Origin of the sequence: Brevibacillus sp. SYP-B805, assembly GCF_011059135.1 — a bacterium.
In the GTDB taxonomy this organism is placed as follows: Bacteria; Bacillota; Bacilli; order Brevibacillales; family Brevibacillaceae; genus Brevibacillus_F.
Map to the genome: position 1 here is coordinate 149536 of NZ_JAALGD010000011.1, position 19032 is coordinate 168567.

At 55.8% G+C, this 19032-nt stretch carries 16 protein-coding genes; 1 reads left to right on the plus strand and 15 read right to left on the minus strand.

Translation table 11 applies throughout. The features are described from left to right. Positions 1-181: 181 nt before the first annotated feature. From G3578_RS14555 to G3578_RS14570, 4 genes are all read right to left on the minus strand, one after another. A complete protein-coding gene (locus G3578_RS14555; RefSeq protein WP_165213683.1) occupies positions 182-1360 on the minus strand; it encodes a glycine C-acetyltransferase in 1179 nt (392 codons plus the stop codon). Between the two features lie 12 nt (positions 1361-1372). Beyond that, a complete protein-coding gene (gene tdh, locus G3578_RS14560; protein WP_165213684.1) occupies positions 1373-2413 on the minus strand; it encodes an L-threonine 3-dehydrogenase in 1041 nt (346 codons plus the stop codon). A 135-nt stretch (positions 2414-2548) separates the two neighbouring features. After that, positions 2549-3106 carry a tRNA 5-(aminomethyl)-2-thiouridylate-methyltransferase MnmM gene (mnmM, locus tag G3578_RS14565; RefSeq protein WP_165213685.1) on the minus strand — a complete coding sequence of 186 codons (558 nt, stop codon included), beginning with the start codon at positions 3104-3106 and terminating at the stop codon, positions 2549-2551. Between the two features lie 18 nt (positions 3107-3124). After that, positions 3125-3871, minus strand: a complete 747-nt coding sequence (locus G3578_RS14570) for an MBL fold metallo-hydrolase (protein ID WP_165213686.1) — start codon at positions 3869-3871, stop codon at positions 3125-3127. Between the two features lie 52 nt (positions 3872-3923). On the opposite strand from G3578_RS14570, the gene G3578_RS14575 reads away from it, so the two are divergent. Continuing rightward, positions 3924-4961 (plus strand): YkvI family membrane protein, encoded by a 1038-nt coding sequence (locus tag G3578_RS14575; protein ID WP_165213687.1) that lies wholly within the window; start codon positions 3924-3926, stop codon positions 4959-4961. 313 nt (positions 4962-5274) lie between these two features. Here the strand turns inward: G3578_RS14575 and G3578_RS14580 are convergent, their stop codons facing one another. The 11 genes from G3578_RS14580 to rimO form a co-directional block, all read right to left on the minus strand. Next, positions 5275-6141 (minus strand): 2-oxoacid:ferredoxin oxidoreductase subunit beta, encoded by an 867-nt coding sequence (locus G3578_RS14580; protein WP_165213688.1) that lies wholly within the window; start codon positions 6139-6141, stop codon positions 5275-5277. Beyond that, positions 6113-7891 (minus strand): 2-oxoacid:acceptor oxidoreductase subunit alpha, encoded by a 1779-nt coding sequence (locus G3578_RS14585; protein WP_165213689.1) that lies wholly within the window; start codon positions 7889-7891, stop codon positions 6113-6115. Before G3578_RS14585 ends, G3578_RS14580 begins: the two co-directional genes overlap by 29 nt. A 692-nt stretch (positions 7892-8583) precedes the next feature. After that, on the minus strand, positions 8584-8844 hold the full coding sequence (spoVS, locus tag G3578_RS14590) for a stage V sporulation protein SpoVS (protein ID WP_003385776.1): 261 nt from the start codon (positions 8842-8844) through the stop codon (positions 8584-8586). A 116-nt stretch (positions 8845-8960) separates the two neighbouring features. After that, a complete protein-coding gene (locus tag G3578_RS14595; protein WP_165213690.1) occupies positions 8961-9755 on the minus strand; it encodes a TIGR00282 family metallophosphoesterase in 795 nt (264 codons plus the stop codon). Between the two features lie 71 nt (positions 9756-9826). Continuing rightward, positions 9827-11380, minus strand: coding sequence for a ribonuclease Y (gene rny / locus G3578_RS14600; protein ID WP_165213706.1), 1554 nt, complete (start codon positions 11378-11380; stop codon positions 9827-9829). A 331-nt stretch (positions 11381-11711) separates the two neighbouring features. Then, positions 11712-12362 carry a RecX family transcriptional regulator gene (locus G3578_RS14605; protein ID WP_165213691.1) on the minus strand — a complete coding sequence of 217 codons (651 nt, stop codon included), beginning with the start codon at positions 12360-12362 and terminating at the stop codon, positions 11712-11714. 197 nt (positions 12363-12559) lie between these two features. Further along, the gene (recA, locus tag G3578_RS14610) at positions 12560-13618 is read right to left on the minus strand and encodes a recombinase RecA (protein WP_165213692.1); all 1059 of its coding nucleotides are present in this window, start codon (positions 13616-13618) and stop codon (positions 12560-12562) included. Positions 13619-13890: 272 nt separating this feature from the next. Further along, positions 13891-15474, minus strand: coding sequence for a DEAD/DEAH box helicase (locus tag G3578_RS14615; protein ID WP_165213693.1), 1584 nt, complete (start codon positions 15472-15474; stop codon positions 13891-13893). A gap of 5 nt (positions 15475-15479) precedes the next feature. Next, a complete protein-coding gene (locus G3578_RS14620) occupies positions 15480-16718 on the minus strand; it encodes a competence/damage-inducible protein A (protein ID WP_165213694.1) in 1239 nt (412 codons plus the stop codon). A 29-nt stretch (positions 16719-16747) separates the two neighbouring features. Then, the gene (pgsA, locus tag G3578_RS14625; RefSeq protein ID WP_165213695.1) at positions 16748-17323 is read right to left on the minus strand and encodes a CDP-diacylglycerol--glycerol-3-phosphate 3-phosphatidyltransferase; all 576 of its coding nucleotides are present in this window, start codon (positions 17321-17323) and stop codon (positions 16748-16750) included. Next, positions 17324-18670, minus strand: a complete 1347-nt coding sequence (gene rimO, locus G3578_RS14630; protein WP_165213696.1) for a 30S ribosomal protein S12 methylthiotransferase RimO — start codon at positions 18668-18670, stop codon at positions 17324-17326. Positions 18671-19032 lie beyond the last annotated feature (362 nt).

A 19032-nucleotide genomic window follows, 5' to 3' on the forward strand; every position in this document is an offset into this window, starting at 1 on the left:
ACAATGCCCCGCCGACCCAAGCTGACGCTCCACCCGCTTGGCGATAGCTAACCCTCTCCCCACTCGGCGATAGCTAGCGCTGTGCCGAGTGGGGCCCTCTCTGTGACGAGTGGGGGCCCTTGCTGGGATCGACGGCTTGCAAACAAAAAATCCACCACGAGGGTGGATTTTGCGACAGGCGTCATGAGATGATGTTCAGTTCTTTCCCCACTTTTTCAAAGACGTTCAAAGCGGTTTGCAGATCTTCCTTGCTGTGTGCAGCCGTGACAATGGTTCGAACCCGCGCAGCCCCTTCCGGCACGGTGGGGTACGCGATGCCGGTTCCCATGACCCCTTCTTCCAGCAGACGGTCGGAGAACTTCATGGCAAGCGCCCCATCACCGACGATGACGGGCGTAACTGGCGATTCGCTGTTCCCGGTGTTAAAACCGAGTGCGCGCAGGCCATTTTTGAAGAAGCGGGTGTTCTCCCACAGTTTCTCGATCAGCTCCGGCTCTTCCAGCAGCACATCCAGGGCGGCGATGCAGGCAGCCGTTACCGCCGGCGGATGGGAAGTGCTGAACAAAAACGGGCGGCCGCGATGGATCAGATAATCGCGCACGGTTTGGGTGCTTGCCACATACCCTCCGAGAACGCCGATCGCCTTGGAAAGCGTTCCCACCTGAATATGTACGCGACCATGCAGGCCGAAATGATCGACGGTGCCCCGGCCGTTTCTGCCGAAGACCCCGCTGGCGTGCGCGTCATCCACCATCACCAGGGCATCGTACTTTTCCGCCAGCTCGACGATCTCCGGCAGCGGAGCCACGTCTCCATCCATGGAGAAGACGCCATCGGTCACGATCAGGCGCGTGCGATACTGCTGCGTCTCTTTCAGGGCCTGTTCAAGATCGCTCATGTCGCTGTGCTTGTAAATCCGGCGCGCCGCCTTGGTCAAGCGGATCCCGTCGATGATGGACGCATGGTTGAGCGCATCGGAGATCACCACGTCCTTCTCGTCCAGAAGAGCGCTCAGCACGCCGACATTGGCGGTGAAGCCGGATTGGAAAACCAGGGCGGCTTCCGTGTGCTTGAAGTCAGCGAGGCGTCTTTCCAGCTCCTGATGCATGGTAAACGTCCCCACGATCGTGCGCACCGATCCGGTTCCCGCGCCAAACTCTTCGACCGCCTTCAAGGCTGCGGCCTTCAGCTTGGGGTGGGTGGTCAAACCGAGATAGTTGTTGGAGGAGAGCTGGATCACCTCCCGGCCGTTGATGGTCACGCGCGGCCCTTGATCGCTTTCAATCTCCACCAGATGGCGAAACGTGCCCTTCTCTTTCAACAGGTCCAGTTCCGCCTGCAGATGTTCAAATCCTTTCATATGTCAACCTCCTTACGGGAGTAATACCACTTTGCCGCATTTGCCGCTTACCATCAGCTCGAAGCCCTCGCGGAAGTTTTCCAGCGGCAGGGTATGCGTAATGATCGGCGTGACATCCACCTGTCCGGAATGAAGCAGCCCGGACGTTTGGCGCCAGGTTTCATACATTTTGCGCCCGGTGATCCCTTGAACGGTGACGCCTTTAAACACAATCTGATTGGTGATGTCGAGCTCGACCGGTTTGGTCGGCAGACTCAGGATCGACATGCGTCCCCCGTTGGTCAGCATCTCGAAGGCTTGGCGAATGGCCACCGGATGGCCGGACATTTCGCAAACCACTTCCACGCCAGTCCCTTCCGTCACCTGCATGACGCGCTTGACCGGATCTTCGTTCATGGAATTGATGGTCACCGTAGCGCCTACCTTGCGCGCCAGGTCGAGGCGGTACTCATTGACGTCCAGCGCAATCACTTCGGTTGCCCCCGATGCCTTCGCCACCGCTACCGCCATGATCCCGATCGGTCCGCAGCCGACAACCGCCACGGTTTTTCCGGCAACCGGACCGGCCAGTACCGTGTGCACGGCATTGCCCATCGGCTCCTGGATCGATGCTTTTTCGAACGGCATATCCGTCGGGTTTTTCCAGATATTTTCGGCGGGCATCTTCACATATTCCGCAAAGCACCCCTGGAAGTCCACACCCAGGATTTTGGTATGCTGACAGATATGATATTGGCCGGTCTTGCACTGCAGGCATTGATGGCAGACCACGTGGGTCTCCGCCGAAACATGATCTCCCACCTTGACGCCTGTCACCTGGCTTCCGACCTCCACCACTACGCCGGAAAATTCATGGCCGAACACCATGGGCGCCTTGATTCTGCTTTCCGCCCATGCGTCCCAGGTGTAGATATGCACGTCTGTACCGCAGATGGAGGTTGCTTTTACCTGGATCAGCACTTCATGCGGTTCGATGCGCGGAATCGGAACCTCGCGCAGTTCGGCTCCGGGGCCGGCGTGGTGTTTCATGATTGCCTTCATCGTAGTTCCCATCCTTGCTCTATCCTTTCCCAAATCATTGGCAGCGATTACTTTATCTTTAGCATATCACAGGGAACTTTTACGTGTCCATACGACAAAGACATAACCACATTTATTCGTACATTTGTCTTTTTCAGGTGGACTTCATCACTTCCGCCGTTCGATCGCCAGCAGAAAGGGGGCTTGGTTTTGCTGGTTCACGTACTGGTATTTCAGGACGAGAAAGCTGGTTTGATCCAGTTCCGTGCAGTACTTCTCCACGGCTTCCTTCTCAATCTGGCCGGCGGGATGTCCCCAGTAGACCACGATGGTCATGATCCCCCCTGGCCGCAAGCGTTCCAGGCCCGCTTCGATCGCCTGGATCGTGGTCGCTGCCTGTGTCGTAATCTCCTTGTTGCCGCCCGGCAGGTAGCCCAAGTTAAACATGATCGCGCCCGCTTCCAGATCCAGCTGCCCCATCTCCACATGGCTGGCCAGCCGCATCTCGACGCGATCGAGCACGCCTTCGCGTTCCAGCCGCGCTTTCGTCTTTGCCATCGCTTCCGGCTGGATGTCGTAGGCAATCACGTGCCCGCTCTCCCCAACCAGTCTGGCCAGAAAAAGCGTATCGTTGCCATTCCCCATGGTTGCATCGATGACGGTTTCCCCGGCTGAAACGCGTTCGATAATGAGTCTTCTAGCCACTTCCAGAACATTGGGTAACACCTTGCATCCTCCACTCCCTCAGGATAGTTGCACCTGCAGTCCGACTTTCGCCACCAGGCAGGGCCCGTTGGTAAAACCGGCAGCTTCCTCCCGCACTTCTTCCTCCCGGTACTCCGGAAAAAGATGGGTGATCATCAGCGCTTTGCATGACAGCGCTTGCGCGAGGCTGGCGGCTTCTTCGACCGACAGATGGCCCATGGGCTGCTGCGGTTTGTTGCGCCGCAGGAAGGTGCCTTCGCAGATAAAGAGGTCGGCGCCGGCTGCGAACGGCTTCCAGTCTGTCCCCGGCCCGCTGTCCGCTCCATAAACCAGCGTTTTCCCTCCCGCTTCAATTTTAACCGCATAGCACGGCATGGCGTGGTCGGTCCGCCAAAAGGAGAGCTGCATATCGACAATGGTGGCACGCGCAGTGTCGTCGATCGGCAGATGTTTGGTCGCCTGCCGATAGGTCATCTCCCGTGCCTTCTCCGCCGGCTCCGGCGGGGCATAAAGCGGCAGCGGCTCCACCGGGGAGCGTTCCCCGGACTGCTGGTGCACCATCAAACCGTACTGCAATACCCCCACATCAGCTACATGATCATGATGATAATGGGAAAGCACGACCGCATCAAGCTGATACAGCGGCAGATATCTGCCCAATTGGCTGATCACCCCGCTCCCGCAATCCAGCAGCAGATTGGCTTGTTCCGTCTGGATCAGATACCCCGGCGTGGCTCCACCCGGCCCCGGATAAGGAGACTGGCATCCCAATACCGTTACACGCATAATCATCATTCCTTTTCATAGGATGGGAATAGATTGGGACAGGAGGTTGACGATGCAAAACACGATAAAACCTGCCCTGCAAATCACGTTTACCTACATCGGAACGGTCGTAGGGGCCGGTTTCGCCTCCGGAAGAGAGATCCTGGAATTCTTTGTGCAGTACGGCATGCAGGGGTTTATCGGGATCCTGCTCGCGACGGCTTTGTTTGTCTGGGCCGGGGTAAGGGTGATGCTGATCGCCCACCGCATCCAGGCCGAATCGTATCAGGACATCAGCGTCTATCTGTTTGGCCGTACGATCGGTTCCCTGTTCAATCTGATTCTGCTCACCGTTTTGCTGGGCACCACATCCGTCATGCTGGCGGCGACCGGCGCCCTGTTTGCGGAAAGTTTTCACCTGCCCGCCCAACTGGGCATCTGGTTGAGCATGGTATGTATCTTTTGGGTCTCCCAAAAAGGGCTGCGGGGCATCCACTCCGTCAACAGCCTGTTTGTGCCCACGCTCTTCGGATTTACCTGCCTGGTGTTTCTCCATGCGCAGCCTTGGCTGGCGGAAGGATCCTCCCTTGTCGAGGCGGCCAAGCCGTGGGCATGGATCAGCTCCCCCCTCTATTATGTCGCGCTGAATGTCACGCTGGCGCAGGCCGTTCTGGTTCCGATCGGCAAGGAAAGCCAAACGGAAAAACCCCTCATCGTAGGCGGCATTCTGGGAGGGGTGGGAATCGGTTTCCTGCTCCTCCTTGCCTATGCCTCGATGATCGTGCATCTCCCGGACATTCACCGTGCCCAGATGCCGATGATTGCGCTCTTGGCCGGTCTGGGGAAAGGCATCACGACGGTCTTTGCCGTGCTCGTCTTCGCGGAAGTGTTCTCGACGCTGGTCGCCAACGTGTTCGGGCTTGTGCAGCAAGTCAGGCAGCTCGTGCCCATCTCCGCCTCCTTCCTCTCCCTGTTCATCCTGACCATCTGCTACCTGATCAGCTTCATTGGCTTCCGTTCCCTTTTAGCTCTATTGTACCCGTTATTCGGGCAGTTCGTCGTGCTCTTTTTGCTCATGCTGTTCTGGCGACAGTGGAAGCCGAAGCAATAATGAAAAACCTCTCCGCATGGGAGAGGTTTCAGTGCAGACAAAGTCGGTCGATCATGGGTAATGGTTCCTGCTCGCTCTCTTGACGACCCGCGAGGAAGTGAGCTTTTGTCCGCTCCGAAACGCGACGCGGGCAGGGGGCTCAACATCTGGGCGGCTCAGCGAAGTGAGACTCACGCCCCCTGTTTCCCCGCGTCTTTGTTTCTCCGCTGAGTCGGTCGTCAAAGGAGCTCGCCTGGCCCCATTACTCCATGCCCCAAACAGAAGTTTGTCATCAGTCAAAAACCTCTCCGCTCGGGAGAGGTTTTTGGCGTGATTACGCGAATTCCGCAACCAGTTTGTTGAACTCTTCTTCCGTGATGTGCAAATCCTGGTAGGCAAGCGCTTCTTCTTTGAAGCCTGGCACTTTTTGTTCGTAGGATTGCGACTCGGTATTTTGATAGATGAGACCGTTCAGCAAGCCATTGTACTGCATCGAGTAGGACATCGCCTTGACGCGGTCATGCGGATCGTATCCTTCAATGCTGTCGACCGGCACGATGTTTTCCTTGAACCAGTCGTAGGTATTTACCTTGTTGTAGGTGACACAAGGGCTGAAGACGTTGATGAGGGCGAAGCCTTTGTGCTGGATGCCTTTTTCGATCAGTTCGGTCAAACCTTTCAGGTCGCTGGAGAACGATTGGGCCACGAAGGTAGCTCCAACGGAGAGCGCCAGCTCAACCGGGGAGATCGCCGACTCGATCGAACCAGCCGGTGTGGACTTCGTGACGAATCCGGCAGCGGAGCGCGGAGACGTCTGTCCTTTGGTCAACCCGTAGATTTGGTTGTCCATGACGATATAGGTGATATCCATGTTGCGGCGGATGGCATGCACGGTATGTCCCATCCCGATCGCGAAGCCGTCACCGTCACCGCCTGCCGCAATGACAGTCAGCTCGCGGTTGGCCATTTTCAAACCTTGCGCGATCGGCAGCGCACGGCCGTGTACACCGTGGAAGCCGTAGCAGTTCACGTAGCCGGAGATGCGCCCCGAACAGCCGATACCGGATACAATGGCCAGTTGCTCAGGCTCCAGACCTACGTTTGCAGCCGCCCGCTGGATGGCCGCCTGAACGGAGAAGTCACCGCAACCCGGGCACCAGTTCGGTTTGACATTATTGCGGAATTCTTTCATAGTCGCCATGCTTAATCAGCCCCTTAACCTGTGTATAAACTTCGTTTGGCAAGAACGGATTTCCGTCATATTTGAGCACAGTCTCGATCTTCTCGGCATAGCCGACATTCAGCTTGATCAGGTTGGCAATTTGGCCGGTCGCGTTGTTTTCCACCACGATCACTTTCTGTGCTTTTTCCACATAAGGTTTGAGAACCTCAGTCGGGAACGGATGAATCAGGCGGATTTGCGCATGATTCACTTTCACGCCTTCTTGTTCCAGTCGGGCTTTTGCTTCCTGGATCGTGCCGCCGGTCGAGTTCACGCCCACGATCAGAACATCGGCCTGGTCATGCGGCGCATCGAGCAGGACCGGATTCGGGAACTTCTTCACCAGCCCGTTCAGCTTTTTCAAGCGTTTATCCATCTGCTGCTTGCGGTTTGCCGGGCTTTCCGAAGGACGGCCGGTTTGATCGTGCTCAACCCCGGTGACATGGTGGAGACCATATTTTTGACCCGGAATCGGCCGGCTCGAAACGCCATCTTCCGTCACCTCGTAGCGCTTGAACAGGTCATTTTGCTCGCGCTCCGGCAGTTCCTGCCCGGTCAGCAGCTTGCCGCGGCGGATCTGGATACGGTTGTAGTCAAACGGCTCCACGGTCTGTTTCCCCAGGGAGAGGGTCAAATCGGTTGCCACAATGACCGGCACTTGATATTCTTCCGCGATATTGAACGCTTCGATCATGTCATAGAAGCACTCTTCCACGGTGCTGGGCGCCATGACCACTTTCGGGATTTCCCCGTGCGTACCATTGATCAGGGCGTTCAGGTCGGATTGCTCTTGTTTTGTCGGCAGACCTGTGGACGGACCGCCGCGCTGGGTATCCACAATCACCACAGGCGTTTCGGTCATACCGGCAAGGCCGATCGCCTCCATCATCAGGGAGAGACCAGGGCCGGCAGAAGCGGTCATCGTGCGCACGCCGCCGTAGTTTCCGCCGATCGCCATGGTGATCGCCGCGATTTCGTCTTCCGTCTGAATCACGGTTCCGCCGAATTTCGGCAGCTTTTTAATCAGATATTCCATGATTTCGGATGCAGGCGTAATCGGATAGGCCGGCATGAAACGGCATCCCGCCGCCAAAGCGCCAAGGCCGATCGCGTCGTTCCCGATCATGAACAGACGCTTGCTGCCATCCGCTTTCTCCAATTGAAATTCCGGGAGTTGCCCACCCGTCAGGTTATTGACAAAATCGAAGCCTTGCTTGATGGCTTCCATGTTCTTTTCGACAACTTTTTCCCCTTTGCGCAGGAACATATCCTCCACGATATTGCGGAAGCTGTCGACTGGAATGCCAAGGATGGCAGCAGAGGCACCGATCGATACCATGTTTTTCATCAAGGAAGTACCCAGTTCTTCCGCGATTTGCGTCAACGGTACAGAGAGAAGACGTACCGGCTTCAAACCTTCCGGAAGCTTCGGGTTAAATTTCTCGTCGGCAATAATGATACCGCCTTCACGAAGCTCATGCGCGTTTACATCAATGGTTTCCTGGTCAAACGCAACGAGGATGTCCAATACGTCCGATACGGCGCGCATCGGCTTTGTGCTCACGCGGATCTTGTTGTTGGTGTGCCCACCTTTGATGCGGGAGGAAAAATGACGGTAGCTGTACAAATGATAGCCCATTCTGGCCATCGCGATCGAGAAGATCTCGCCCGTACTCTCGATACCCTCCCCTTGCTGTCCTCCAACTTTCCAAGAAAGTTGACTAATCATCCAAATTCCACCCCTTCAGTGACTGTGAGAAACGTCCCACCCCGCTGCATCCTCTTGCGATCCTTGCGAATGTAAGCCAGAATGACGACCTTTCACGCGAGCGGTTTGCACGAGATGTGACGAAAATGTGCATAGGCTGTACCAATTGTAGTCCTGTCCTATCAAAATTGCAAGTGCTTTTACTAAAATTACTTTTGGTCTGAATAAATAGATGAACTTGGTACATTAATGGTTTGTTACCTTTATTGTAGCACGTTTCGGAATACGCGCAACCTGTTTTCTGGCCGAATTTCTTCACCTCCGCCCCTCGACAGCGCTGCAGCAGGGCGTCGGTTAAGCGCGTGTTTTCCGGCTCGCGTCAGGCTGCCAAACGGCGTGGTTGTACCGTCAACATGGGAGCAGAATGGCGAGTAGCCCAACAAAGATGGCCTCCTTCTACAAACAGAATAGCCCCTTTCCTCTGCTTTCATACACATTTTGCCACATCCTGCCGCGTGCAGGCGGGCATTCATTCCGCCCCCCACCTATTTCTTCCCCTTTTTCCAGATCGGGTAAACATACCTGCAGACGCTTGTCCTTCCGGGGAAAGATCCGGTGCTGCCAACGATGATCCCCGCCCCCCTTTTGGGCACGAAAAAAACCTGTTCATTCAACGAACAAACAGGCTGGAAAATCGGTTGCAAAGATGCGGCTTATCTCGGCTCTACTATTAATTTAATCGCTGTGCGTTCTTCTCCATCTATTACGATGTCGGTAAAGGCAGGGATGCAGATCAAGTCAACTCCACTGGGCGCTACGAATCCTCGTGCAATAGCTACGGCCTTCACAGCTTGGTTAAGTGCCCCAGCACCAATGGCTTGGATCTCGGCTGCTCCACGTTCACGGAGTACGCCTGCGAGGGCACCGGCAACGGAGTTGGGGTTAGACTTTGCTGAAACTTTTAATACCTCCATCCTTTTGAACCTCCCGTCTGATAGGAATACAATCATTATTAGAATGATATTCGAATAGCCCCTAAAAATTCCTGCAACCGCACAGGAAAAATTCGCAAAATTCCGATCTAAGCATATTATTCCATATAAGGATGCTCCGCGTCAATTCTGATTCGCTGGATGTGCGCCGTTTTGCCGGTTGTCCTGTCCAAGGTGATCAATACGGCATTGAGCTGGGTCGGTCCCCCTGCCACCTCGAAACGAACCGGCAGCTGCGTCAGGAATCGCTTGATCACCGTCTCCCGCTCCATCCCCAGGATGCCGTCCGATGGCCCGCACATGCCGACATCCGTCAGGTACCCGGTTCCCTGCGGCAAAATGCGTTCGTCCCCCGTCTGCACATGGGTGTGAGTTCCGACCAGGGCGCTGATGCGGCCGTCCAGATACCATGCCAACGCCTGCTTCTCCGAGGTGGCTTCGGCATGAAAATCAACGAAGATGTATTTGGTTCTCTTCCGGGCTTGTTCCACCAGCTGATCGGCGGCCGCAAACGGGCAATCAAGCGGTGGCAGGAACGCGCGGCCCTGGAGGTTGATGATCGCCAGCTCCCCTTCCGGCTGTTTTACATACGTGATGCCGTTCCCCGGCGTTCCCGGCGGGAAGTTGGCCGGACGAATCACGCGTTCTTCCTCCTCGATAAAATCGAATATTTCCTTGTTGTCCCACGTGTGGTTCCCCAGCGTGATGGCCTGAATCCCAGCTTCCATCAGCTCCTTCGCGATCTTTTGGGTGATGCCTTTTCCGTTGGCGGAATTCTCCCCGTTGGCGACGATAAACGTGGGTTGGTACTTCCGTTTCAGGCGCGGCAAATACTCCTTCACGATTTCTCTGCCGGGTGCCCCGACAATATCTCCGATAAACAGCAGCTTCATCAGTCTCACCTCTGACCTTCAGTATACACGGATTTTGACCCAATAAAAATAAAGCGGGCAAACGCACCGCTTTATTTTGCATATTCGACTGCCCTTGTTTCACGGATGACGGTAACTTTAATATGCCCTGGGTAGTCGAGTTCGTTTTCGATTCGCTTGGTGATTTCCCGTGCGAGACGGACTGCTTCGGCATCGTCGACTTTCTCCGGTTGAACCATCACGCGGATCTCGCGTCCGGCTTGAATCGCATAAGATTTCTCCACGCCTTCAAACGACTCGGAAATCTCCTCAAGCTTCTCCAGACGCTTGATGTAGGTTTCCAGCGTTTCACGGCGGGCGCCGGGACGAGCGGCCGACAATGCATCTGCCGCACCAACCAGCATGGCGATCACGGAAGTTGGCTCCGTATCCCCGTGGTGGGAGGCAATACTGTTAATCACTACTGGGTGCTCATTGTATTTCTTCGCTAATTCTACGCCGATTTCCACATGCGAGCCTTCCACTTCGTGGTCAATCGCTTTCCCGATATCATGCAGAAGGCCTGCGCGTTTGGCCAATTTCACGTCCTCTTTCATTTCGGCGGCCATCAGACCGGCGAGATGAGCCACTTCCATCGAGTGCTTGAGTACGTTCTGGCCGTAACTGGTGCGATAGCGCAAACGTCCCAGAATCTTGATCAGGTCAGGATGCAGGCCGTGAACATCTGTTTCGAAGGTAGCTTGTTCTCCGTATTCACGGATGCGTTCATCCACTTCACGGCGCGCTTTTTCCACCATCTCTTCAATGCGTGCCGGGTGAATGCGGCCATCCGCCACCAGCTTATCCAGTGCCGTTTTGGCAATCTCCCGGCGAATCGGATCGAAGCCGGAGAGGATCACCGCCTCCGGTGTATCATCGATGATCAGATCAATACCCGTCAGCGTCTCCAACGCGCGAATGTTGCGTCCTTCACGGCCGATGATGCGGCCTTTCATCTCATCGTTCGGCAGGCTGACAACGGAAACGGTGGTTTCCGCCACGTGATCCGCCGCACAGCGCTGGATCGCGGTCGTAATGATCTCCCGCGCTTTTTTGTCGGCTTCTTCTTTCGCCTGCGTTTCGATCTCCTTGATCATGATCGCCATCTCATGACGCACCTCGTTTTCCACATTGGAGAGGATGATGCCCTTCGCCTCCTCCTGTGTCAAACCGGAGATACGCTCCAATTCGGCAACCTGCTCTTTATATAATTGCTCCACCTTGCTTTGCAGTTCGGCAACGGCCCTGTCGCGTTCGTTGAGCTCGCTTTCCCTGCGTTCCAGCTGTTCCAGCTTACGGTCCAGCGTCTCTTCCTTCTGCAGAATGCGGCGCTCCTGGCGCTGAATTTCATTGCGCCGTTCACGCAGCTCGTTTTCCGCTTCGGAACGAAGCTTGAAGGCTTCATCCTTGGCCTCAAGGATTTTTTCCTTCTTGACAGCCTCCGCCTCGCGGTGCGCTTCCTCCACGATCTGTTTGGCCGCGGTTTCCGCGCTGGAGATCTTCGCTTCCGCAATCGATTTGCGCAGCAGATAGCCGATGCCAAATCCCACAGCCAGCATGACGAGCAATAAGAGGATCACAATCGGATTTGCAAAAATTGCACTCATGACGTTTACCTGATTCACCTCCTTCTGTTGCGACATCTCCCCACTTTCCAAGCATTCGTTATCCTGATCATATACTGCCGATGCCGCTTGTCCCAAAGGACAGAGGCATCAGCAGACAGCATCGCGGCATCCTATCCGTTCGGAAATGGGAGCCTAAAAAACAAGACCGATTCAACTCGGTCCGCTGAATCCGTACGGAAAGTCGTACGGTTGTTCAGTTTTTCCATTTGCGAATTAGCGATAGAAATAGGGAAAACTGTATGAAACACCACGTAAATACAAACCTATTTTATTATTTGCGAACAAGAGTTGTCAAGAAGCATGGTGGCGCTTACGGGTCGTCCACGCTTCCGCCGGCGCGCCACTCGCTGCGCAGCTGGCTGATCACCGACGAGGAAAAGCCGTTTCTTGCCAGCAGCATCAGCAATTTTCGTTCCGCCGCCGCGTCGATCGGGCCGCCGGCTCCCCGCAGCCGCTTTGCCGCCAATTTGCGCGCCGCCTCCAGTTCGTCGTCCCGCGATACTTCCCGCAGAGCCGCATCGATGATGTCGGCCGCCACCCCTTTCATCTGCAGCTCCCTTTTTACGGCATACAGACTGCGTGCCTTCAGCCTCATCCGCTCGCGCACCCACTGCCGCGCGAACGCTTCGTCATCGATGTATCCCTGCGACTCGCAGCGCCGCCTGATCTCCCTTGCCGTCTCGGCATCATGTCCCTTTTCGGCGAGATAGCGTTCGAGCTGAGCGGCGGTGCGCGGCCGGATTCCCACATAGCGCAGGGCCAGCAGATACGCTTTGTTCCGTTCTTCCTCCTCCAGGATTTCCGCGAACGCTTCCCGATCCAGCTCCGTTCCTTTCAGGAGACGGTATTTGACGAGAATATCCTCATGGACGGAAAAGGCAAACTGATCATCGACATAGACATGATAGCGCCGCTTGTTTTTGCCATCCTGCTGCACCGCGGTTATCCGGCCGCTTCTCATCCGCTTCCCTCCCTGTCTGCCACCGCCCGGCGTCAGCGCTCTCCCTGGCGAACGGGCCGATCCAAAAATCACAGCCTGTCTGTTGGACAGGCTGGCAGTGTAGAGACAAAATACGTCCCATCATGGGGAATGGTTCCTGCTCGCTCTCTTGACGACCCGCGAGGAGCTCGCCCGGCCCCATCGCCCATGCCTCTATCTCATTCAAAATCAAAAGCCGGTTCTTCGTCCTGCTCCGGATCAATAACCGCCTCTCCGGATGGAATCGAATGCGGGTTCAAACTGAAATATTCGCGCACTTTCTCTTCGATCTGTCTGGCAATCTCCGGATTTTCTTTCAGGAAGAGCTTGGCATTTTCCCGGCCTTGGCCAAGGCGCTCATCGTTAAACGAGTACCATGCACCGCTCTTGGAGATGATGTCTATTTCCGCTCCGATATCAAGGATGCTGCCTTCCCTGGAGATCCCTTCGCCATACATGATGTCCACCTCCGCAGTCTTGAACGGCGGAGCCACCTTGTTCTTCACGACCTTGATCTTTGTCTTGCTGCCGACAACATCGTTGCCCACCTTGATGGATTCCGCCTTGCGCACATCGAGGCGGATGCTGGCATAGAACTTCAGCGCACGTCCACCGGGAGTGGTCTCCGGATTGCCGAACATCACGCCCACTTTTTCACGCAATTGGTTGATAAAGATCGCGATCGTCTTGGACTTGTTGATGGCGCCGGACAGCTTGCGGAGCGCCTGCGACATCAGGCGGGCCTGCAGCCCCACGTGCGAATCGCCCATTTCACCTTCGATCTCCGCCTTCGGCACCAGCGCGGCAACCGAGTCTACCACGATGATGTCAACCGCGCCGGAACGCACCAGCGCTTCGGCAATCTCCAGCGCCTGCTCCCCTGTATCGGGCTGGGAGAGCAGCAATTCTTCGATATTGACGCCAAGCTTGGACGCATAAACCGGATCGAGTGCATGTTCGGCATCGATAAACGCCGCCTGTCCGCCCTGCTTTTGGACCTCGGCGATTGCGTGCAGCGCCACGGTCGTTTTACCGGACGACTCCGGACCGAAGATCTCGATAATCCGGCCGCGCGGAAAACCGCCCACGCCCAGTGCGATATCCAGAGCCAACGCACCGCTGGAAACGGTGGAAACCTGCACGTTGGCAATATCCCCCAGTTTCATGATGGAACCTTTTCCAAATTGTTTCTCTATTTGGCGCAATGCACTTTCCAAAGCAGCGCGACGATCAGACACAGTGACACTCCCTTTCGGATACGTTTCCTTTCATGTACTCATCATACATCGAGACAGAAGCATTTGCCAAGTATTTTTTGCGAACAAATATTCGTATGAAAACCCCGCCGACTTAAGCTGACGCTCCACCCACTCGGCGATAGCTTTCGCTACGCCGAGTGGGGTCCCTTGCTGGTGTCGGCGGGGGCCCCTCAACCTTGCTTCGAAACTTTGTTGCTTATCAAGAGACCCGCCCGGCCGTAGCATCGGCTACGCCGGACGGGCCGTGTGCTTTATCGTTTGCCGCGGGGTTTGGCCGGTTCCAGGTTGATCCGTTTGCCGTTGATCCGCGTCTGGCGAAGCGCTTCGTAGACAAACGGCGCCACTTCTTCCGGCACTTCCACAAAGGTGAAATTCTCGAAAATGTCGATGCGGCCCACCGCTTTGCCCGGAATGCCGACCGATTCGGAAATCTCCTTCACGAGATCCTGCGGTTTCACGTTGGCGTTGCGGCCCACGTTGAGGAAGAAGCGCACCATGCCCTTGGCAGCACCGGTTTCGCCAAAGTCGTACACTTCCTCTTCCTCTTTCGCGCCCGACTCGCTGTGGAACGCGAGGTGAAGGGCGGCGGCGGCGATTTTCTCGGGGGCATACTCGGTTCCGAGCGTTTCCACCACTTTGACATACATATCCGCGATCGCATCGCTTTCGATCAGTTCAATCAGCTGTTCGCGCAGCTGCTCCTGCTTCCGTTCCGCCACTTCCTCCAGGCTGGGCACATTGCGGGACGCAACCTGCGCCTTCGTTTGCTTCTGGATCATCATCATCTGACGCATCTCGCGCGGAGTGACCAGCGTCATGGCGATGCCTTTGCGTCCCGCCCGTCCGGTCCGGCCGATGCGGTGCACATAGCTTTCCGGATCCTGCGGGATATCATAGTTGATCACGTGGGAAACATTGCCCACGTCAATGCCGCGCGCCGCTACGTCGGTGGCAATCAGGAACTCGATGGTGCCCTCGCGGAACGCCTTCATCACCTTGTCGCGCTGCGCCTGGGAGAGGTCCCCGTGCAGTCCGTCGGCGAGATAACCGCGCGCCTGCAGGGTTTCCGTCAGTTCATCCACCCCTTTTTTGGTGCGGCAGAAAATGATGCCGAGATCCACATCTTCACTGTCGAGAATGCGGCACAAGCTTTCGATCTTGTTGCGCTCAAACACCTTGTAGTACACCTGTTCGATCAGCGGGGCGGTTACTTCTTCCCGGCTGACCGCGATCGTTTCCGGATTTTTCATGTACCGAATGGCCAGACGCTTGATCTCCGCAGGCATGGTGGCCGAGAACAGCAGCGTTTGCCGCTCTTCGGGAAGATGGTTGATAATCGTTTCAATATCCTCAATGAAGCCCATATCCAGCATTTCGTCCGCTTCGTCGAGCACCAGCATCGAAACACTGTCGAGCCGGAGGGTCTTGCGGCGCAGGTGGTCGAGCACACGGCCCGGCGTTCCGATCACCACCTGCACCCCCTGCTTCAATGCCCGGATTTGGTGGGTAATGGATTGGCCGCCGTAGATGGGCAGCGTGCGGATCTTTTTGTATTTGGCGATCCGGCGCAGTTCTCCCGCCACCTGAATCGCCAGCTCGCGCGTCGGGGTGAGAACGATCGCTTGAATGCGGTTGGCGGTCGTCATCCGTTCGATCAGCGGAATGCCGAACGCTGCCGTTTTTCCCGTCCCTGTCTGGGCTTGGCCAATCAGATCACCGCCCTCCAGCACCTTCGGAATGCAGGCAGCCTGAATCGGCGATGGTTCTTCAAATCCCATGTCATGAACGGCTTGCAGAATGCTTTTATGTAAAGCGAAATCAGAGAATGTTGTCATCATAGTCACCTTTCTTTTATACGTTGCAGCGCAAAAAACAGCGCAAATTTTGCCGCGCGCCCGATAATCGCCTGGCGCCGGCCGGCCAGTTGAATCTGTTTGATGTCTGTGTGATCTTCCGAGGCAAGACCGATATACACCAACCCGACAGGTTTCTCCTCCGCCGGACTGGGTCCCGCCACACCGGTGACCGCAATGCCGTAGGTGGTACCGAATTTGCGGCGCACATTTTCCGCCAGATGCTTGACCGTCTCCTCACTGATGGCTCCATGATCCGCCAGCACGGCGGCCGGCACCTCAAGCAGCTGCTCCTTGGCCTCGTTGCTGTAGCAGACGATGCTGCCGCGAAACACCTGGGAACTGCCGGACACGGAAGTGATCAGCGATGACAGCGTTCCGCCCGTGCAGCTTTCCGCGCAGGACACCGTCTCCCCCCGTTCCTTCAGCGCTTGCACGAACACTTCATGCAGCGATGTCTCCCCCGTTGCGTAGACAAACTCCCCTACGCGGCGGCGGATTTCCGCTTCCACCGGGGCGATCAGGGCTTCAGCCGCGCTTGTATCTTCCGCCCTGGCGGTAATGCGCAGCGTGACCTCGAACTCTTTGGCATAGGGAGCGATGGTGGGGTTGGACTGCTGCTCAATCAGGTCCAGCAGCCGTTCCTCCAGCGCCGATTCGCCGATCCCGTAGAAGCGGAGCACTTTGGAATGAAACACCTGCTTGTCGGGCCGCAGCCCCATCAGGTACGGCATCACAAAACGCTCCACCATCGGGTACAGCTCGTTCGGCGGCCCGGGCAGCAGCACATAGGTATGGCCCGCATCCCGATAAGCCATGCCGGGAGCCATGCCATGATCATTGGGAAACACCACGCTGTCGGCAAGCACCAGCGCCTGCTTGCGATTGTTCTCCGTCATTGCAATGCCGCGCTGGGTAAAAAAAGCGGCGATCCTTTCCATCGCCAAGGCATCGGTTACCAGGCGGAGGCCGAGAAACGCGGCCACGGTCTCTTTGGTCAGATCATCCTGGGTTGGCCCCAGCCCCCCGGTAAACAAGATCAGTTCGGATCGGGCAGCAGCGGCCCGGATCACCTGCGTCAACCGTTCGGGATTGTCGCCCACAACGGTATGATAGTAGACGTTAATCCCAATCTCTGCCAGTTTTTGCGACAGGTATTGTGCATTCGTGTTGGCAATCTGCCCCAGCAGCAGCTCCGTGCCAACGGCGATTATCTCCGCTCTCATGTATCTCCATCCAATCTGCGAAACATTCCTTACGAATACTGGATGACATTGCGATTTTTGGCAAAATAATCGTATCCGGAGTAAATCGTGATGATCACCATCGCCCATGTCGCGATTTGGGAAAACGGAATGCCGAAGTTCTCAAAGGGGAAATTGCGGATGATCACCGCGGTGATCGCCACGATCTGCACCCAGGTCTTCAGCTTGCCGAGCGCGCTTGCCGCAATGACCTGCCCTTCCGCAGCCGCCACCAGCCGCAGTCCGGTTACGGCAAATTCACGGCTGATGATCACGATGGCGATCCAGGCTTCCAGCCGGTGCATCTCCACCAGGGAGATCAATGCAGCGGAGATCAACAGCTTGTCGGCCAGCGGATCAAGAAATTTCCCCAGATTCGTGACGATTTTGCGCTTTCGGGCAATATACCCGTCCAGACCGTCCGTACTCGCCGCCAAGATGAATACCAAAGCCGCAATCAGCTCGTTATACGTCATTTGAATGCTACCGATGTGAAAGTAGCCGAACTTGTAGCGCACAAGTAAGAAAAACATGACGACAGGAACCAGAAATATCCTGATCAGCGTGATGCGGTTGGCGAGATTCACCTAGACTACCTCCCCGGCCAAGTCATATTCATAGGAGTGTGTGATCTTTACGTTCACGATTTTTCCCAGTTCACCCTTGTAGCCGGAGACGAACACTTCGCCATCGATCTCGGGTGCATCATACGGCGTCCGGCCGACGTAGATGTCATTGCGTCCCTCGTAGCGTTCAATCAGAACGGGGATTACCCGGCCGACAAAGCGGCTGTTGCGCTCTGCGGCAATTTCCCGCTGGATCTCCATGAGGATGTTGGCACGCTTTTCCTTCGTCTCTTCATCGATCTGATCGGGAAGACGCTGGGCGGGCGTATCATCTTCATTGGAGTAGGTGAAAACGCCCAGCCGGTCAAACTTGATCTCCTTCACGAAGTCGCACAGGTTGGCGAAATCGGCTTCCGTCTCTCCCGGAAACCCGACGATCAGCGAGGTGCGCAGGGCAACATCCGGAATTTGGGCGCGGATTTTCCCGACAAGCTCGCGGATATCGCGCTGACGGCCCGGACGGCGCATCCGCTTGAGGATGGCATCCTCCGAGTGCTGCAGCGGCATGTCGACATACTTGCACACTTTCGGATTGGTGGCAAACACCTCGATCAACTCATCGGTAAAGAAGCCGGGATACGCATAGTGGAGGCGAATCCACTGTAGCCCGTCGATTTCCGACAATCGGGTTAACAGCGTTGCCAGCATATGTTTGCCGTCGTAAATGTCCGTGCCGTAATTGGTGGAATCCTGGGCGATCAGGCAGATTTCAACAATGCCTTGCGATACGAGGTGTTTGGCCTCTTCGAGAATGGATTCCATGGTCCGGCTGCGAAAAGCACCCCGCATCAGCGGAATGCTGCAGAACGTACAGGCGTTGTCGCACCCTTCGGCGATTTTGAGATAGGCCGTATAGGTGCCGGCTTTCACTTTCCGTTTGACGACCTGCTCGTACGCAAACACCGGATTGCCCACATAGACCGGCTTTTTCCCCGCCAGCGACTCTTCGATAATGCGGGTGATCGACATGAAATCGCCGGTTCCGACAATGCCGTCCACTTCCGGGATCTCTTGCAGAATATCTTCTTTATAGCGTTGGGTCAGACATCCTGCCACTACCAGGGATTTCAGTTTTCCGCTTTCTTTCAGGTCGGCCATGTCCAAAATCTTGTTGACCGATTCTTCCTTCGCCGCGTCGATGAATCCGCACGTGTTGACGATCACGACCGTGGCTTCGGCCGGATCATCCACCAACTCATATCCTTTTTCATCTATTAAATGAGCCATCATATCGGAATCAACAAGGTTTTTTTCGCAGCCAAGCGTGACGATCGCGACCTTTTCGCGCGACATCGTTTTCTCTGTCATCATTCTGCCTCCAATATAGTCGCACCTGCCCAGATTTCACCTATACAGTATAATATATGGGGTAGGGAGTGTCAAAGAAACCTTGGCACAAACGCGCTCGGCAAAAAAACCGTAGAAGAAAGTAAAAGAGACGGCATGCGCTGCCGCCTCAATGACAAAGTCCTTTTTCTCATGGGGAATGGTTCCTGCTCGCTCTCTTGACGCCCCGCGAAGAAGCTGGTTTTTGTCCGCTCCAAAACGCGACGCGGGCAGGGGGCTCAACATCTGGGTGTTTCCGTATTATGAGGTCAATCAGAGTAACATCTGATTGACCTTTTTTCATGAGTAAAGGTGTAGAATGGCGGTAGCCGGGGGAAACGAAT

Bases quoted from the DNA above. Each gene is read 5' to 3' on its own strand.
- G3578_RS14555 (WP_165213683.1), bottom strand. From the start codon at position 1,360: ATGAAAGGATTTGAACATCTGCAGGCGGAACTGGACCTGTTGAAAGAG.
- G3578_RS14580 (WP_165213688.1), bottom strand. From the start codon at position 6,141: ATGGCGACTATGAAAGAATTCCGCAATAATGTCAAACCGAACTGGTGC.
- G3578_RS14575 (WP_165213687.1), top strand. From the start codon at position 3,924: ATGCAAAACACGATAAAACCTGCCCTGCAAATCACGTTTACCTACATC.
- tdh (WP_165213684.1), bottom strand. From the start codon at position 2,413: ATGGGAACTACGATGAAGGCAATCATGAAACACCACGCCGGCCCCGGA.
- G3578_RS14615 (WP_165213693.1), bottom strand. From the start codon at position 15,474: ATGACAACATTCTCTGATTTCGCTTTACATAAAAGCATTCTGCAAGCC.
- rny (WP_165213706.1), bottom strand. From the start codon at position 11,380: ATGAGTGCAATTTTTGCAAATCCGATTGTGATCCTCTTATTGCTCGTC.
- G3578_RS14595 (WP_165213690.1), bottom strand. From the start codon at position 9,755: ATGAAGCTGCTGTTTATCGGAGATATTGTCGGGGCACCCGGCAGAGAA.
- G3578_RS14605 (WP_165213691.1), bottom strand. From the start codon at position 12,362: ATGAGAAGCGGCCGGATAACCGCGGTGCAGCAGGATGGCAAAAACAAG.
- G3578_RS14570 (WP_165213686.1), bottom strand. From the start codon at position 3,871: ATGCGTGTAACGGTATTGGGATGCCAGTCTCCTTATCCGGGGCCGGGT.
- spoVS (WP_003385776.1), bottom strand. From the start codon at position 8,844: ATGGAGGTATTAAAAGTTTCAGCAAAGTCTAACCCCAACTCCGTTGCC.
- G3578_RS14620 (WP_165213694.1), bottom strand. From the start codon at position 16,718: ATGAGAGCGGAGATAATCGCCGTTGGCACGGAGCTGCTGCTGGGGCAG.
- G3578_RS14585 (WP_165213689.1), bottom strand. From the start codon at position 7,891: ATGATTAGTCAACTTTCTTGGAAAGTTGGAGGACAGCAAGGGGAGGGT.
- rimO (WP_165213696.1), bottom strand. From the start codon at position 18,670: ATGACAGAGAAAACGATGTCGCGCGAAAAGGTCGCGATCGTCACGCTT.